The 15,945-nt window shown below is 65.1% G+C and carries 13 protein-coding genes; 4 read left to right on the forward strand and 9 right to left on the reverse strand.

The features are described from left to right. The first annotated feature begins 22 nt into the window (after nt 1-22). Together fghA and A3OK_RS0120245 are read left to right on the forward strand one after the other, a co-directional pair. Nucleotides 23-856, forward strand: a complete 834-nt coding sequence (fghA, locus tag A3OK_RS0120240) for an S-formylglutathione hydrolase (protein ID WP_019906718.1) — start codon at nt 23-25, stop codon at nt 854-856. Nucleotides 857-1,421: 565 nt separating this feature from the next. Beyond that, nucleotides 1,422-3,620: a TonB-dependent siderophore receptor gene (locus A3OK_RS0120245; protein WP_019906719.1), complete on the forward strand. Its 2,199-nt coding sequence runs from the start codon at nt 1,422-1,424 to the stop codon at nt 3,618-3,620. Between the two features lie 96 nt (nt 3,621-3,716). Here the strand turns inward: A3OK_RS0120245 and A3OK_RS0120250 are convergent, their stop codons facing one another. The 7 genes from A3OK_RS0120250 to ada form a co-directional block, all read right to left on the reverse strand. Beyond that, nucleotides 3,717-4,679: an aliphatic sulfonate ABC transporter substrate-binding protein gene (locus A3OK_RS0120250; protein WP_019906720.1), complete on the reverse strand. Its 963-nt coding sequence runs from the start codon at nt 4,677-4,679 to the stop codon at nt 3,717-3,719. A 29-nt stretch (nt 4,680-4,708) separates the two neighbouring features. After that, nucleotides 4,709-5,236 carry a cupin domain-containing protein gene (locus A3OK_RS0120255; protein ID WP_019906721.1) on the reverse strand — a complete coding sequence of 176 codons (528 nt, stop codon included), beginning with the start codon at nt 5,234-5,236 and terminating at the stop codon, nt 4,709-4,711. 34 nt (nt 5,237-5,270) lie between these two features. Continuing rightward, a complete protein-coding gene (locus tag A3OK_RS0120260; protein ID WP_019906722.1) occupies nt 5,271-6,212 on the reverse strand; it encodes an ABC transporter substrate-binding protein in 942 nt (313 codons plus the stop codon). Continuing rightward, nucleotides 6,212-7,315 carry an LLM class flavin-dependent oxidoreductase gene (locus A3OK_RS0120265; RefSeq protein WP_019906723.1) on the reverse strand — a complete coding sequence of 368 codons (1,104 nt, stop codon included), beginning with the start codon at nt 7,313-7,315 and terminating at the stop codon, nt 6,212-6,214. The genes A3OK_RS0120260 and A3OK_RS0120265 overlap by 1 nt, the downstream gene beginning before the upstream one ends. Before the next feature lie 37 nt (nt 7,316-7,352). Further along, nucleotides 7,353-8,495 (reverse strand): acyl-CoA dehydrogenase family protein, encoded by a 1,143-nt coding sequence (locus tag A3OK_RS0120270; RefSeq protein WP_019906724.1) that lies wholly within the window; start codon nt 8,493-8,495, stop codon nt 7,353-7,355. Between the two features lie 283 nt (nt 8,496-8,778). Then, nucleotides 8,779-9,000 (reverse strand): hypothetical protein, encoded by a 222-nt coding sequence (locus A3OK_RS0120275; RefSeq protein WP_019906725.1) that lies wholly within the window; start codon nt 8,998-9,000, stop codon nt 8,779-8,781. A 103-nt stretch (nt 9,001-9,103) separates the two neighbouring features. After that, nucleotides 9,104-10,168, reverse strand: coding sequence for a bifunctional DNA-binding transcriptional regulator/O6-methylguanine-DNA methyltransferase Ada (ada, locus tag A3OK_RS0120280; RefSeq protein WP_019906726.1), 1,065 nt, complete (start codon nt 10,166-10,168; stop codon nt 9,104-9,106). A gap of 959 nt (nt 10,169-11,127) precedes the next feature. Between ada and oxlT the strand changes: the two genes are divergently transcribed. Then, the gene (gene oxlT, locus A3OK_RS0120290) at nt 11,128-12,435 is read left to right on the forward strand and encodes an oxalate/formate MFS antiporter (protein ID WP_019906728.1); all 1,308 of its coding nucleotides are present in this window, start codon (nt 11,128-11,130) and stop codon (nt 12,433-12,435) included. A 91-nt stretch (nt 12,436-12,526) separates the two neighbouring features. Beyond that, entirely contained in the window at nt 12,527-12,712 is a 186-nt protein-coding gene (locus A3OK_RS0120295) for a hypothetical protein (protein ID WP_019906729.1), read from the forward strand. A gap of 199 nt (nt 12,713-12,911) precedes the next feature. On the opposite strand, the gene A3OK_RS0120300 is transcribed toward A3OK_RS0120295, so the two are convergent. Together A3OK_RS0120300 and panB are read right to left on the reverse strand one after the other, a co-directional pair. Then, nucleotides 12,912-14,585 (reverse strand): methyl-accepting chemotaxis protein, encoded by a 1,674-nt coding sequence (locus A3OK_RS0120300; protein ID WP_051092939.1) that lies wholly within the window; start codon nt 14,583-14,585, stop codon nt 12,912-12,914. Nucleotides 14,586-14,962: 377 nt separating this feature from the next. Beyond that, nucleotides 14,963-15,787, reverse strand: a complete 825-nt coding sequence (panB, locus tag A3OK_RS0120305; protein WP_019906731.1) for a 3-methyl-2-oxobutanoate hydroxymethyltransferase — start codon at nt 15,785-15,787, stop codon at nt 14,963-14,965. Nucleotides 15,788-15,945 lie beyond the last annotated feature (158 nt).

Below are 15,945 nucleotides of genomic sequence, written 5' to 3' on the forward strand. Positions count from 1 at the left end.
GCCCCCAGCAGGAGACACAGTCATGGAAACCATCTCGAAGGCCCGCGCCCATGGCGGCACGCAGGGCGTCTACAAGCACGATGCGAAGACCACCGGCTGTCCCATGACCTTCGCGGTATTCGTGCCGCCGCAGGCCGAGAACGGCCCGGTGCCGGTGCTCTGGTACCTGTCCGGCCTCACCTGCACCCATGCCAACGTCATGGACAAGGGCGAGTATCGCCAGGCCGCCGCCAAGCATGGCGTCATCATCGTCGCGCCCGACACCAGCCCGCGCGGCCCCGGCATCCCCGACGAGGCGGATAACTGGCAGTTCGGCTCCGGCGCCGGCTTCTACCTCGACGCCACCCAGGCGCCCTACGCCGCGAACTACCGGATGTGGAGCTACGTCACGGAAGAGCTTCCCGCCCTCATCGCCGAGAACTTCCCCGCCGACATGTCCCGCCAGGGCATCTTCGGCCATTCGATGGGCGGGCACGGCGCGCTGACCATCGCGCTCACCTATCCCGAACGCTTCAAGTCGTGCTCGGCCTTCGCGCCGATCGCGCAACCCTCCACCGCCGGATGGTCGAAGCCCGCCTTCGAGAAGTATCTCGGCACCGACGAAGCCTCATGGCGCGCCCACGATGCCACCGCCCTGATCGAGGACGGCCACCGCTTCCCCGAATTCCTGGTGGATCAAGGAACGGCCGACAGCTTCCTGCAGGACGGCCTGCGTCCCTGGCTTCTGGAAGAGGCCTGCGAAAAGGCCGGCATCGCCCTGACGCTGAACATGCGAGAGGGCTACGACCACTCGTACTTCTTCATCTCGACCTTCATGGACGATCACATCGCCTGGGCCGCCGACCGCCTGAAGTAAGGGCGCGACTCCCAACCATATCCTCGGCCGATCGCGCCGAGGATGTGGCCCGTGGACGGGCTCTTTGATTTCCACATGTCAGTTTCAAAGTGTCGGATACTGCCGAATTCCATCGGTCTGTCGCGGATTTCCTGCAGACGCTCGAACGGCATGTATTCCGCCCATCGTACCATGCGCCATCAAGCCGAACGCCAAATCCGCAGCGCATTGTGTTGCGTCGAGAACGAGCGACGGCAAACACCTGGCTTTATCCACTGATCCGTTAGAGCCGCCATGTCGCCGAGCGACGGTGTCGGGGCCGCGTTTTGCAAAGCCCGGCGAACGGAAATCTAGCTTGGGCTGGACCGGAGACTCGCGGACAACTTCTGCGATCTGTGTCGCACCTGCAACGGCGACGAACGAACATGGTCCGGTATCTTGTCAGCGATTGCGCCGACAGCTACGGCAGAAGTCGAAAATTCACGTTGTATTACAGTAGTTTATCATAATTCCAAAGAACGCCGCAGGTCGAGCCTCGCTGTTTCCGCGAGCCCGTTCTGCTGCCTGTCATCCGGAGCCGCGGTCCATGTCGTTGTCCCTCTTCGCCTGCTCGGCTTCACTCGCGACCGGCGTATCGCTCATTGCGTTGGCGCTCACGGGCGCTGCCTCGGCGCAGGAGCGGGCCGTGACCCTGGATACCCTGAGCGTCGAAGGCTCGGGATCAGGTGTCGGCACGGGAGGAGGGAACGGCAGGCGCGGCCCCGAGACCGCTCGCGGCCCGGTGGACGGCTACGTTGCCACCCGCAGTGCCACGGCGACCAAGACCGACACGCCGATCATCCGCACGCCGCAATCGATCAGTGTCGTCGGTGCCGAGCAGATCAAGGCGCAGGGCTCCCAGACCCTGTCCGAGGCCGTGCGTTACACTCCGGGCATCTACGCCAACCAGTTCGGCCCCGACACGCGCCTCGACTGGTTCCTGATCCGTGGGTTCTCGGCAACGGAATCTGGCCTGTTCCGCGACGGCCTCCAGCTGTTCCAGACCTCGTTCGCGAACTTTCGCATCGACCCATTCGGCGCCGAGCGTATCGAGGTGCTGCGCGGTCCCGCCGCCACGCTGTTCGGCGGCAGCCCCGTGGGCGGCCTCGTCAACATCGTCTCGAAGCGCCCGACCTTCGAGCCCTTGCACTACCTCGAACTCGGCGGCGGTTCGTTCAGCCAGCGCTACGCCGCCTTCGATCTCGGCGGCCCGGCGGACGAGTCCGGCCACTGGTTCTACCGCCTGACCGGCCGGTTCCAGAATGGCGACGCTCAGGTGAACTTCGCGCCGGAGGATCGCTACTACATTGCCCCGAGCTTCACCTATAAGCCCGACGGCGCCACCACCTTTACGGTGCTGACGAGCTTCCAGCGGGATGAGACCGGCGGTGCCGGCCAGTTCCTTCCCTATTTCGGAACCGTACGGAACAACGCCTCGGGGTTCCGCATCGACCGCAAGCTCAATGCCAGCGACCCAATCGTCGATCGCTACACCCGCAATCAGGCTAATCTTGGTTACGAGTTCGAACACCACATCGACGACGTCTGGACCGTGCGTCAGAACTTTCGCTATTCGTTCACGGAAGTCACCGATAAGCGCTACGTCGCTAACGGTTACATGGATGCGTCGCAGACCACTCTGGCACGCTATGGCTTCCAGACCACACCCCGCGCTGGGATATTCACTGTCGACAACCAAGCGGAAGCCCGATTCAGCGATGGTTACTTCGGTCATACATTGCTGATGGGCGTCGACTATAAGCGTTACAGCCTATCCGATACGCAAGCCTCGACCTTCCCGGTTCCATCGCTGAACATCCTGTTTCCGCGTTATTACCAGTCGGCGGCGGCGCCGACGCCGTACCGCGTGATCAATCAGCAACTCCAGCAGGTCGGCCTTTATGCCCAGGATCAGATCGCACTCACCGAGCGTCTGACCTTCCTCATCGGCGGGCGCCAGGACTTCGTCGACAACAACGTCGATGACAAGCTGAACCCATTGAACTCGACCACAATCAGCGAGAGCGCCTTCACTGGCCGCCTCGGTCTGATTTACAATTTCGACAACGGACTCGCGCCCTACGTCACCTACGGAACGTCGTTTAACCCGACCGCCGGCGTACTGGCCAGCAATGTCCCGGCGAAATCTGGCAAGGGGGATCAGATTGAGGTCGGCGCCAAGTTTCAGCCGGCGGGATGGAACACCCTGTTCACGGTGGCGGCCTTCGATCTGGTGCGTGAGAACGTGCTGACCTCGACCATACAAGATCCCTTCGTCAATGTTCAGCTTGGCAAGGTCCGCTCGCGCGGCTTCGAGGCTTCGGCGGTCGCCACCCTCGCGGAAGGACTCAACCTCACCGCGTCGTATACGATCTATGGCCTGCGCACGATCGAAGGCGCAGCGACAGGTGACCTCAGTGTCGGTAACGTGCCGGTTGGCATCCCCGAGAATCTCGCATCGCTCTGGGCCGATTACACGATCCCGGTCGGCGACTTCAAAGGCTTCGGCTTCGGCGGTGGCGTAAACTACGTCGGCAGATCCTACGCGGATCTCAGTAATACGCTGACAGTGCCTGATTACGTTACCTTCGATGCATCGGTTCATTACGATTACGCTGGATGGCGCGCCGCCGTGAACGTGCTCAACATCGGCGACCGCCGCTTCGTCTCGTCCTGCTCCTCACCCACCGCCTGTTTCTACGGCACCCAGCGCAAGGTCGTGGCGAGCGTTTCGTACAAGTGGTGAGCCCTTCCACCATCTGCTGAATCGCCGACCTGATCCCGACGAGCCGAACTCGTCGGGATTTTTTTCATGAGCCTTGGAGATCAAGATCCTTGGTGATCAGGACTTGGTCGGCGCCCAGATTCCCAGTGACGAGGCGTCGACGGGGCGCGGCAGGAGGCCTTCGCTGCGGAACGCATCCGCGATAGTCTGCTGCTCCGAGAGACCCTCTCGGGTGACCGGCTCCACCGCATAGGTGCGGCGGGCATTGGCCTTCGTGACGATGGCCGGATCGAGCTTCCACAAGGCGCCGAGGCGGTTCGCGGCCTCGGCGGGATTGGCCTTCACCCAGCTTCCGGTGTCGCGCAGCTTGGCGAAGACGATGTCGAGGACGTCGCCGTGCTTGGCTGCATACTCGTCCGAGGCGAGATAATAGCGCTTGTAGAGCGACAGGCCGGTGCCGTCCTTCAGGATACGAGCGCCCGATTGCAACTCGGCAGCCGACAGGAACGGATCCCATGCGACCCAGGCCTCGACCCCGCCGGCGGCGAGCGCCGTGCGCCCATCCGCAGGGGTGAGATAGGCAGGGGAGATCGCCTTGAACGGGATGCCCTCCGCCTTCAGGGCGGCGAGCAGCAGATAATGGCTGCCCGCGCCCTTCGTCACCGCGACTTTGCGGCCCTTCAGCTCCGCCACCGAAGTGATCGCAGAATCGGCGCCGACGACGATGGCCTGAGCGCTCGGGGAGGCGGCTTCCTGCGCCACGTAGGTGATCCGCGCATTGGCGGCCTGGGCGAAGATCGGCACCGTATCGGCGACATCCGCCGAGAGGTCGATCTGGCCCGCATTGAGCGCCTCCATCACCGGCAGGCCGCTGGTGAACTCGTGCCACGACAGGCCGACGCCGAGGGGTTCCAACGCCTTTTCCAGGCTGCCATCCTGCTTGACCAGGGCGATCAGGGTCGAGGATTTCTGGTAGCCGATGCGCAGAATCTTCGGATCGGCGGCGAACGTGTCTCTCGGAGCAAGGGCAAGAAGACTCAGCGCGGCGGCGGCCCGCAGCGCGTGGCGACGATGGATCATGGAACGGTGTCTCTTGGTCGGAGGCGGGATCAGGGATGCTTGTGGATGGGGTCGATCCAGTGGACCGTCTCGGGACGCTCGACCGGCTCCACGTCGGTAATGTTGACCACCACCGCCTCGTTGTCGGAGCGCACCAGGACGCAGTTCAGGGGTTGGTCCGGATCGGCGTTGATCTCCTGGTGCGGCACGTAGGGCGGTACGAAGATGAAATCGCCTGGGCCGGCCTCGGCCACGAATTCGAGCTTGTCGCCCCAGCGCATGCGTGCGCGACCGGAGACCACGTAGATCACGCTTTCCAACGCGCCGTGATGGTGCACGCCGGTCTTGGCGTCGGGGGCGATCGCCACCGTGCCGGCCCAGATCTTCTGTGCGCCGACGCGGGCGTGGTTGATCGCCGCCTGCCGGAACATGCCCGGCGTCTGGGCCGTGTTGGAATCGAGTTTGTCGCCGGGGATCACCCGCACACCGTCATGCTTCCAGCGCTCGGTGGCGTGCGTCGTTTCGTGATCATGCGCGTGGTCGTGGTCGGAGTGGTCTTGGTCGGAATGGTCGTGCATCGCATCCGCTCCTTCAGGAATCGTCGGTCCGGCCTCATCGTATCGCGACGGCGGCCGGTTCGAAGCTCCGATCGAGGATGGCGTCGGCACGCGGTGCCCGGGCCGCGGGGATCAGACCGGAGCGGACATAGAGCTCGATGTTGCGCTGCTCGTGGGCCACCACCACGTCGTCGATGGGCACGGCACGATACTGCGCCCGTGAGAACCAGCGCAAAGGCACGGTCTCCGGCAGGCCGATGAGTTTCGACCACACCGCTGCGTAGGGGGCCGGGTCCTTCAACGCCCATTCCCGCGCGCTCACGAGACGCCGACCGAAATCGGCGAGCTGTGCCCTCTTGGACTTCAGGGCCGCGTCGCTTGCCACCGCGAAACTCAGGCCCGGAGTGATGCCGTTGCCGTCGCGGACGACACGGGCGAGGCCGGCGATCTCGGCGGTGGAGGTGTAGGGCTCCCAGGTCGACCACGCATCGACGCTGCCGCTCGCCAGCGCGATCTTGGCATCCGCCGGGGGCAGGAAGCGCAGGGTCACGGCATTGGCCGGCAAGCCGACTTCCTCCAATGCGGCGAGGACGACCTGATGGCCGATCGAGCCGCGATTGGTGGCGATGCTCTTGCCCCGAAGGTCGGCCACCGTCTTGATCGGCGAATCCTTGGCCACCAGAATCGCGAGGCCGTCCTGCTGGTTGCGGAAGGCGAGGAAGGCCTTCACCGGTACGCCCGCCGCGGCTGCGAAGGTGAAGGGCGCATCGCCGACGCCGCCGGCATCGATCGCCCCGGCGTTGAGGGCTTCGAGTAGGGGAGCCGCTGCGGGAAACTCGCTCCATTCGAGGCGATAGGGCAGGTCGGCGAGAACGCCGGCCGCCTCCATCAGCGCGCGGGCGTTGCCGCGTTGGTCGCCGACGCGCAGAATCGTCTCGTCGGCGCGAGCGATGCCGGACAATGCGAAGAGCGCGAGGATGGCGATGAGCGCGCGCATCAGGCTGCCTCCGCCCGCGAGCCGCGCTGGGCGAGCAGGCGCTTGAAGGTCGGGATCAGGTCGCGGCCATAGGCGATGGCATCCTCGAGAGGGTCGAATCCGCGGATCAGGAAGGTCCGCACTCCGAGGTCGTGATAGTCGAGGAGCGCCTCCGCCACCTGTTCCGGCGTGCCGACGAGGGCGGTGGAATTGCCCGAGGCCCCCGTCTCCCTGGCGATGGCGGTATACAGGCGTTTGTCGAGTCGCGAGCCCTGGGACGCCGCCGCGAGCAGCCGGCGCGAGCCCTCGTTCTCGGGGACCGGCGCCGGGCCGAGTCCCTTGGCGGCGCGGGTGGCGCGGGTGCGCGCCAATGTGTCCTCGGCCTTGGCCCAGGCTTCCGCCTCTGTCGCCGCCAGGATCGGCCGGAACGACAGGCTGAAGCGGGGATCGCGTCCATGGGGCGCCGCCGCCGCCCGAACCTTGGAGATCGCCTCGCGGACCTGATCGAGACTCTCGCCCCACAGGGCATAGGTATCGGCGTGGCGGCCGGCCACAGCGATCGCGGCAGGAGAGGCCCCGCCGAAGAAGACCGGGATGCCGCGCGGATCCACCGGCTTCACCTCGGAGAATCCCCGGTCGATCCGGTAGTGCTCGCCGGCGAAGTCGAACGGCGCATCGGCGGTCCAGACCTGCCGGGCGATGGTGAGGAACTCGTCGGTGCGGGCGTAGCGCTCGTCCTTGGTGAGGTGGTCGCCGTCCTGCGCCAATTCCCTGTCGTCGCCGCCGCTGATGGCGTGGATGGCGACGCGGCCGCCCGTCAACTGGTCGAGGGTCGCGAATTGCCGCGCGGCCACCGTCGGCGCGGTGAAGCCGGTGCGGTGGGCGATCATCAGGCCGATGCGGTCGGTCACCGCCGCGATCTGCGCCGAGAGCAGAAGCGCGTCCGGCGCCGTTGCGTAGAAGGCCACGAGAATCCGGTCGAACCCGCCCCAATCATGGGCCTGGGCGAGCAACCGCAGGTAGTCGCGGTCGATGGCGGGGCCAGAGGCCGCATGGGTTTCGGACGTGTAGCGTGGGGCGGCGAAGCCGATGAACTCGACGGCGTCCGCTGGCAGGAAGCTCATGTCGATCTCCTTATGAGTATCAGAAGGTGCTTTGATCTCAGACGCCGAAGGCGGCGCGACCGGCTGACGCGCGGACTGCATCGGCCTGCGGCCAGTGGATGCGCCCGCACAGGACGTCCCTCAGGTGCCGTTCCAGCGGGTTCTTTCGTGACAGACCGGGATTGCCGGCCAGTTCGACGGCACGTTGGACGACCAGGATCGCGTTTTCGGTGATGGTGGTCTTGAGGAAGCCGGATTCGCCAACCGAGGGACAGTTGCCCTCGTCGACATCCGCCGCGAAGCTCCGGATCAAGCGCGCATTCACCGCCAGCAAACGCTCGTTATCGCCGACGGCATCGTGAAATCGCGGCAGGGTCGCGAGGCTCTGGCCAAGGCTGCCGGGCCTGCGATCCTTCGCGAAGGCGATGAACCACGCCTGCGCCGCGCGGGCGACGCCGTCGTAGAGGGCAGACAGCATCGCCGTGCTCCAGGCCTGCTGGTCGGTGTCCGGCTTGCGCCATCCATCCGGCGAACGAAGGTCCACGGCATGGTCGGCGGGGACCACGACATCCTTCAGCACCACGTCGTGGCTGCCGCTGGCGCGCAGGCCGAGATGGTCCCAGCTCTCCTCGATCCGGACGCCCTCGGATCCCATCGGCACGAGGATGTTGCCGATGCGCGGCTCCGCCTCGTCGATTCGGACGAAGACGAGCCCATGGGTCAGGGCCGGGCTACCGGTGGAATAGATCTTCCGCCCGTTTATCAGCCAGCCCGTCGATGTCGCCCGCGCCACCGTTTCGGGCATGCCGCCTCTGGCGGGCGTGCCGAGTTCGGGCTCGACCCTCAGGGCATTGATGAGCGCACCGTCCTCCACCGCCGCACGGCCCAGCCTGTCCGCGACCGCCCGAGGCCACGCTTCGCGCGTGTGGATCAGCCCATGCTGAAGGAAATGCATGGTGAGCACCAACGCAGTGGACGGATCACCCTGAGCCAGTGTCCCGATCACCTTCGTGGCCTGATCCAGCCCCGCGCCGCCGCCGCCGAGCCTGCGTGGCACGGTCAGTGACGGCAGGCCGGCCTGCCGAAGATCGGCGATGTTGTCATGCGCGAAGCGGCCGGCGCGGTCATGCCCCTCGGCCCGTTCGGCAAATAGCCGGGCGAGCCCTTCGGCGGTGTCGCGCAGAGGCGGAGATAGGATCATTCGGGAACAGGATCTTCGAACGGATAAGATGGCCGAGCGGATGAGAAATGCTCCTGGCCAATTACCGGAATGGTCTCGCCGAATGCCCGGTCTGTCAACGAGAACGTTCTCTTTTCAGAACGGCGTATCGGAGTAAGGGCTTGCTCGTTTCGTATTCAAAATCGAAGAAAATGCTATAACGGTAATGACGGAAGGCAAATTCTTGGACTTTCAGCCCTTCGAAACTCCGGTCCGCCCATGACCGCTCGGCCGAAATCGTTCGACAAAACAAACGCTTTCGCGGCTATGACCAAACGCGATGACGCGACAGTGCGGCAGGCGCCGCCGATATGTGTTCCGCCGCATCGGGACTGGCGATGAAGCTCAGCTTTCCGAACTCCCAGCCTTCGATCCAATCCTCCAGCTCGGCGGAACCGTCGCGGCACGGGCAATTGTCGATGGTCTCGCCACGCCCATAGGCTCGCAAACCCAGCCAGTACCAATCCGGGGGCGAGGCGGTCTTCATGGCAGTCTCCCTCTTCGAGGAAGCTCATGCCATGGGGTAGGAGACCGTCACATCCTCCAGATGGGGGAGCGCGATCATTGGTATCAGGTCGCGAGTTGCCGGATCAGCCCGCGACGCCTTCGCGGGACAGCAGGTCGCGCTTGCGCTCGACACCCCAGCGATAGCCCGAGAGCGAGCCGTCCGAGCGGACCACCCGATGGCAGGGAATCGCCACGGCGAGGGCGTTGGCGCCGCACGCCCGCGCCACGGCTCGGGTCGCTGCCGGCGCGCCGATGGCTCGAGCGACGTCGGCATAGGTCGCTGTGGTGCCGACGGGGATCTTGCGCAGGGCGGTCCAGACCCGCTGCTGGAAGGCGGTCCCGCCGATATCGAGCGGCAAATCGAGGCCGCGCGCGGGCGCCTCGACGAAACCCACCACCTGCGCCATCCAGGCTTCGAATGTGGGTTCGCCGCCGATCAGTTCGGCCTTCGGAAAACGGTCCTGGAGATCGCGGGCGAGAATATCGGGATCATCCCCGAGAAGGATGGCACAGACGCCCTTGCCGGTCGCCGCCACCAGGATGGCGCCGAGCGCGCATTGGCCGATGGCGAACCGGATCGCGACGCCTTCGCCGCCGGAGCGATAGACCTTCGGCGCCATGCCGAGGCGCTCGGCGGCGTCGGCGTAGAACTGGCTCAGCGAGGCGTAGCCGGCCCCGTAGATCGCTTGAGTGACCGAATTGGCCTGTCTCAGCCCCGCGGCGAGACCCTGCGCACGTCGTGCCGCCGCATAGGCTTTCGGCGTTACGCCGGTGACCGTTCTGAAGACGCGGTGGAAATGGAAAGCACTCAGGCCGGCCGCCTTCGCCAAGGCGTCGAGGCGAGGCACCGCCTCGGCTTCGTCGATGAGGCGGCAGGCGCGGGCGATGGCCTCGGCCCGGCGGGCATCGAGGCTCGGCTCGTTGGGCCGGCAGCGCTTGCAGGCGCGGAAGCCGGCGGCCTCCGCCTCGGCGCAGGTGGCATGAAAGCTGACATTCTCGCGCCGCGCGGCACGCGCGGCACAACTCGGCCGGCAATACACGCCGGTGGTACGGACCGCGTAAACGAAACGGCCATCGGCCGCTTCGTCGCGGGCAGCCAGGGCTGCCCACCGCTCGGCATCGTCGGTCATGAAGGCGGCAACGGCCATGGCGTCGAACTCTCGAGCGGAGGAAGGTGGCGCAGCGGATGCGCCGTGTCATGTCGTCATCCTGGCTCCGAAGGCCGAGGATCGCATCCCGGTTCTTGCTCCGGCTTTCGCTTTACACGCTCCTGCCGTCCTCGGTTCACCGACAGGTTTCGCTCTCGCCGGTGGCCGCGCCATGAAATGCGCCACCTTGTGCATGCAGAGCGCGAACAATCCCGCGATGGCGACCATGGCGGCATCAACCAGAGGAAGGCAGGGTCGAACCGCAGCAATGCGCTCGGCGAGGGAGCGGCGGCGGCGATCGGATCCGCCGGGGCGACGGCGCCGAACAGGGAGGCGTTGGCGATGGCCCTGTCTCGCCATGCGGCCCGATGAGGCCGGAACAGCGGAACGACGGTCATCAAGAGCTTAGGCGACGAAGAAGGCGCGGATTTTCTAATCCGCGCGGCCCGGCGGCAGCATGGCGCATCCCAATCCCGAAGAGCGAGCAAAAGCTGCTGCACGACGAGGCTCGATGTTTCAGGTCGTCATAGGTTGGCGGAGGTGCAAAGACAGCAGCTCTCCAGATCGTGTTGTGACATCGTCTGGCAAAGACTGTACCGCCATTGCAGGTGCTATATTTGGATCTGTTTTATTTCAAACGTTGATTTTCTTACTTTAGCTTCGCCGTGCTTAGCGATTCGCCAGGGGCGATTACGCTCGGTCCGGCAAGATGGTTTTCAACGAACCGCCGAGTGACGCTTGCTGCCATGCGTGCGGCCCGTTTGCGATTTCTGTTGTCGCCTGCTGACGCACGTCACGGGCATGCGCCGTGAACGGCTGGGTCCACCACCCGACATCCTCGCAAACCGCTTCCGCACGAACGAGCCGGAATTTTAATCCGTGGTATATTGTATGCCTTGAATTTTGATGCATGATGGTCGAATCGACGAGACGAACCACCAACAAGAATGGATTCAGGGATGGAACGACAGGACCCACCGTCCGCCAAGTGGCGGCAACTCGCCTTCGGCGTCCTCTGCATGGCGATGATCGCCAACCTGCAATACGGATGGACGCTGTTCGTCGATCCGATCGACGCCAAGTTCCACTGGGGCCGCGCTGCCATCCAGTTCGCCTTCACCATATTCGTCGCCACCGAGACCTGGCTTGTACCGGTCGAAGCCTGGTTCGTGGACCGCTACGGCCCGCGCATCGTCGTCTGCTTCGGCGGCGTGATGATCGCGCTGGCCTGGCTCATCAACTCTCAGGCGTCTTCGCTCTGGATGCTCTATGCCGGCTCCGTGATCGGCGGGATCGGTGCCGGATCGGTTTACGGAACCTGCGTCGGCAACGCGCTGAAATGGTTTCCGCACCGGCGCGGCCTCGCCGCCGGTGCCACGGCGGCCGGTTTCGGTGCCGGAGCCGCGGTCACGGTGGTGCCGATCGCCAAGATGATCGCCAGCAGCGGTTACCAGGACGCGTTCCTGTATTTCGGCCTCGGTCAGGGCGCCATCGTCGTGCTGCTGTCGTTCTTCCTGCGCAAGCCCTCCGTCGCCGTGCCGATGCAGCGCAAGAGTCTGCGCCTGCCGCAGACCAAGGTCGACCGCACCCCGCGAGAGGTCGTGCGCACGCCGGTCTTCTGGGTGATGTACGTCATCTTCGTGATGGTGGCCTCGGGTGGATTGATGGCCGCGGCGCAGATCGCGCCCATCGCCCACGACTTCAAGGTCGCGGATGTCCCCGTCAGCCTGTTCGGCCTGCAGATGGCGGCGCTGACCTTCGCGATCTCCCTCGATCGGATTTTCGACGGGTTCGGACGTCCGTTCTTCGGCTTCGTTTCCGATACGATCGGGCGCGAGAATACGATGTTCATCGCCTTCTCCACCGCGGCCGCGGCGATCATCCTGCTCTTGAGCTACGGCTCCAACCCGCTGGTCTTCGTGTTCTCGACAGCGATCTATTTCGGCGTCTTCGGCGAGATCTACTCGCTGTTTCCCGCAACCTGCGGCGACACGTTCGGCTCCACCTTCGCCACGACCAATGCCGGGTTGCTCTACACCGCCAAGGGGACTGCCTCGTTCCTCGTGCCTGTGGCGAGCATCATCTCGGCGACTTATGGCTGGTCGGCGGTGTTCTCGATCATCATCGGGCTGAACGTGGCGGCCGCCGTGCTCGCGATGTTCGTCCTCCGGCCGATGCGGGCACGCTACCTCGCGCAAGGCCCGGCTCTTGCTCTGGAAACGACCGAGGAATCCGGGCCTGCCCGCCTCGCACGGAATCCGGTCTGATCCGTCCGGGTCGCGTCGCCGGGCCGGCCATCGACGATCCGGCTCCCTCGGGGAGGGGGCCGGGAATGCCCCCGACCCCTTGAGGTCCGTCATGCACCTTGCCGCCATCCTGGCGCTTCAGAGCGTTCCCTTCGCGGGCCTGATCCTGGCCGGGGGAGAGGACAGGGACCTGTTCACTGTCGTCTACATCGCGGCCCTCGGCCTGATCCTGGCCCTGGACACCCTGCTCGGCGGCACGTTCGAGATCGCCACGGCTTTCGGAGGCGGGGTCCGCTGAGCAGGCTCGCGTCGGCAAGCCGATGCTTCACATCGCCGAGGCATCTGACGTGTCGCAGGTTTCGGTCCGCAAAACTGGTGACCGCTTTTCCTGAACCTGCCGAGAGGCGCCTGCGCCCGCTCTCCTCGAACCGCCTCGACGATCCGCGTATCAACCCCGTCGAGGCGTCCCGCCCGGTACCGGACGGGACGAGTTCGCGTCAGGCGGCGCGGACGGTTGCGAGGAAGCGAGAGACCTCCGCACCGAGATGCTCGGACTGGCGCGACAGTTCGGAGGCGGCGGACAGGACCTGGCCGGCCGCCATCCCGGTTTCCTCCGAGGCCTGGGCCACGCCGGCAATGTTGCCGGTCACCTCATTGGTGCCTGTCGATGCCTGGGCGACGTTGCGGACGATCTCCTGCGTCGCCGCACCCTGTTGTTCCACCGCGGCGGCGATCGAGGCCGCCATGTCGTCGATCTCGCGGATCCGTCCCGAGATGCCGCCGATCGCCGTGACGGCCTGAGCGGTGACGCCCTGCACCTCGCCGATCTGGCGGCTGATCTCCTCGGTCGCCTTGGCGGTCTGGGCGGCGAGGGCCTTCACCTCGCTCGCGACCACCGCGAAGCCCCGCCCCGCCGCGCCGGCGCGCGCCGCCTCGATCGTGGCATTGAGCGCCAGCAGGTTCGTCTGGCTGGCGATCGTCGAGATCATGCCCACCATGTCGCCGATGCGGGCCGACGTGGTCTGCAGGGCCTGGACCAGATGCACGGTCTGATCGGCCTCGCCCACGGCCGATTGAGCCAGCATGGCCGAACCGGACACCTGGCGACCGATCTCCTGCACCGACGAGCCCAGTTCCTCGGCGGCCGCCGCGACGGTGTTGACGTTGGTGGCGGCCTCCTCGGCGGCTGCAGCGACGGTGGAGGACTGAGCCGCCGTCTCGTTGGCGCTGGCGGTCATCTGCTGGGCGGTGGCCTGGAGTTCGGTGGCCGATGAGGACACGGTCCCGACGATACCGCCGACGGCACGCTCGAAGCCGTCGGCTAACTCGATCATCGTGCGCTTGCGCTCGGCCGCCGCGGCCTCGTCCGCCCCGCGCTTGATTTCGGCTTCCTCGGCGGCCTTGCGGGCGACCATGGCCTTGATGCCCTCGACGGCCTTTCCGACGGCGCCGATCTCGTCACCGCGGGCGGCTTCCTTGATCTGCGCATCGATCTCGCCCCGGGCCATGCGCTGGAGAACGCTGACGAGGTTGCCGAGCGGGCGGGCGACCTGCGCGATGACCGTATAGATGCCGTAGGCGATGGTCAGCGCGGCGAGACCGAGCGCAGCCAGCAAGGTGAGTCGGGTCCAACCGGACGTCGTCTCGGAGCGCTGGTATTCCGCCTCCACCTCACGCACCTGCAGCGTGGCCAGTTTCGTCAGGTTCGCGTTGGTCGCCTGCAGACTTTTCAGAAGGTCCGCATGCGTCGTCTCGAAATCCGAACCGTTGCCGGCAGCGATGCGCTTGAGGATCTCGGCCATGATGACGCCGTTCCCGTCGATCCGGCCCTGCAGGTCCTTGGATATGATCTGCTCTTCCTGTGTCAGGTAGGTCGCCAGGTAGGCCGACCATTCCTTGGTGACGTTCGAGAGGTCGCGCTCGATCTTCTCCTTGGCCTGGCCCGGCTCGATCTGACCGCTGCGCAGCGCGCGCGAGACGTTGGTCAAGTCGTCATAGGCATCGCGGATGACGATGAATTGCCGAAGAGGGATGACACGATCTTCGAAGGTGGTTTTGAGGCTTTGATGACTCCAATGGAGTGCAAGATTAGCGATGCCTGCGGTTGCAAGGAGAACGAGACCGATACAAGCCAGCAATGCTACAAGTCTAAGCTTGATGGTCATTGTCATTGGTGATGCTTTCAAACTGTGCGGACTAGGTGTCACGAAAAACCGAACTGGTCCGTGACTCTTGGCTCAAGACGCACAATATTTATGCAAATTGATTATAATCTCATAAACAGATCGGTTCAGAGGCTGAACAATGAGCGATCTGCGTCAATTGGGCGTCAGGGAAAAGGGAGCGGCAACACGGTCCGACGTTGTGTTCAGGCATTCGATAACGGGGATCGAAGAAGACCTGCACAAGGCCGGATCGAGGACGTCGACGACGGTTCTCGATCACCGCGAGAGCCGCTTTCGTCGACGGGTTCGGGGCGACATCAGCCCCGCCCGTGGGCATCCGGCATCCGAGGCGGCAGGCCGATTTCGACGATCGCCGGTCTCCCTCAGACGGGCTGGTAGGTGTGCTCGTCCGCGGGGAAACGGCCGGCGCGGACCTCTTCGGCATAGGCCTCCACGGCGCCCTCGATCTGCCCGCGCAGGGAGCCGAAGCGCTTGACGAATTTCGGCACCCTGTCGCTCAGCCCGAGCATGTCCTCGAGCACCAGGATCTGACCGTCGCAGGCGGTGGAAGCACCGATGCCGATGGTCACCGTGGTGATCGAGGGCGCCGTGGCGATGGCGCGGGCCACCGGCTCCACGATCCCTTCCATGACGATCGCGAACGCTCCCGCGTCGCTGATCGCCTGGGCGTCCTGCATCAGCTTACGCTCGCCATCCTCGCCGCGTCCCTGAACGCGAAAGCCGCCCATCGTATTCACGGATTGCGGGGTGAGTCCGATATGGCCCATGACGGGAATGCCCCGCTCCACCAGAAAGGCCACGGTCTCGGCGAAGCGCGCGCCGCCTTCCATCTTGATCGCGCCGGCGCCGGTCTCCTTCAGCACGCGGGCAGCGTTCATGAAGGCCTGTTGCGGGCTCGCCTCGTAAGAGCCGAAGGGCATGTCGACCACGATGAGCGCCTTCGAGGTGCCGCGGATCACGGCCTGCGCCTGGACGATCATCATCTCCAGCGTCACCGGCAGAGTCGTTTCCATCCCGTGCATGACCATGCCGAGGGAATCACCCACGAGGATGAAGTCGCAATGCGGATCGAGGATACCGGCGGTGTGGGCATGGTACGCCGTCAGCGCGATGATCTTGCGCCCCTCGGCCTTCCGCTTGGCAAGGTCCACAGCGCGGATGCGGCGTGACTGCACGACTTGCGACATCGATCTCAACCCGGTTTGGCAGCCGGCTCAAGGGCCGGAGGCGCGTCGGGGATTTCTATACGCATAGAGCACGTAAATCACGCGCCGGAATGACGGTTGTCGTCACCTGTATGATGAGGGCTGGAGAGGCTGACTTCATGTAACATTAGCGATCTCGG

Origin of the sequence: Methylobacterium sp. 77, from assembly GCF_000372825.1 — a bacterium.
Lineage (GTDB): Bacteria > Pseudomonadota > Alphaproteobacteria > Rhizobiales > Beijerinckiaceae > Methylobacterium.

Excerpts from the sequence above, each read along its gene's own strand:
- fghA (WP_019906718.1), top strand. The coding sequence starts at position 23 with ATGGAAACCATCTCGAAGGCCCGCGCCCATGGCGGCACGCAGGGCGTC.
- A3OK_RS0120245 (WP_019906719.1), top strand. The coding sequence starts at position 1,422 with ATGTCGTTGTCCCTCTTCGCCTGCTCGGCTTCACTCGCGACCGGCGTA.
- A3OK_RS0120250 (WP_019906720.1), bottom strand. The coding sequence starts at position 4,679 with ATGATCCATCGTCGCCACGCGCTGCGGGCCGCCGCCGCGCTGAGTCTT.
- A3OK_RS0120255 (WP_019906721.1), bottom strand. The coding sequence starts at position 5,236 with ATGCACGACCATTCCGACCAAGACCACTCCGACCACGACCACGCGCAT.
- A3OK_RS0120260 (WP_019906722.1), bottom strand. The coding sequence starts at position 6,212 with ATGCGCGCGCTCATCGCCATCCTCGCGCTCTTCGCATTGTCCGGCATC.
- A3OK_RS0120265 (WP_019906723.1), bottom strand. The coding sequence starts at position 7,315 with ATGAGCTTCCTGCCAGCGGACGCCGTCGAGTTCATCGGCTTCGCCGCC.
- A3OK_RS0120270 (WP_019906724.1), bottom strand. The coding sequence starts at position 8,495 with ATGATCCTATCTCCGCCTCTGCGCGACACCGCCGAAGGGCTCGCCCGG.
- A3OK_RS0120275 (WP_019906725.1), bottom strand. The coding sequence starts at position 9,000 with ATGAAGACCGCCTCGCCCCCGGATTGGTACTGGCTGGGTTTGCGAGCC.
- ada (WP_019906726.1), bottom strand. The coding sequence starts at position 10,168 with ATGGCCGTTGCCGCCTTCATGACCGACGATGCCGAGCGGTGGGCAGCC.
- oxlT (WP_019906728.1), top strand. The coding sequence starts at position 11,128 with ATGGAACGACAGGACCCACCGTCCGCCAAGTGGCGGCAACTCGCCTTC.
- A3OK_RS0120295 (WP_019906729.1), top strand. The coding sequence starts at position 12,527 with ATGCACCTTGCCGCCATCCTGGCGCTTCAGAGCGTTCCCTTCGCGGGC.
- A3OK_RS0120300 (WP_051092939.1), bottom strand. The coding sequence starts at position 14,585 with ATGACAATGACCATCAAGCTTAGACTTGTAGCATTGCTGGCTTGTATC.
- panB (WP_019906731.1), bottom strand. The coding sequence starts at position 15,787 with ATGTCGCAAGTCGTGCAGTCACGCCGCATCCGCGCTGTGGACCTTGCC.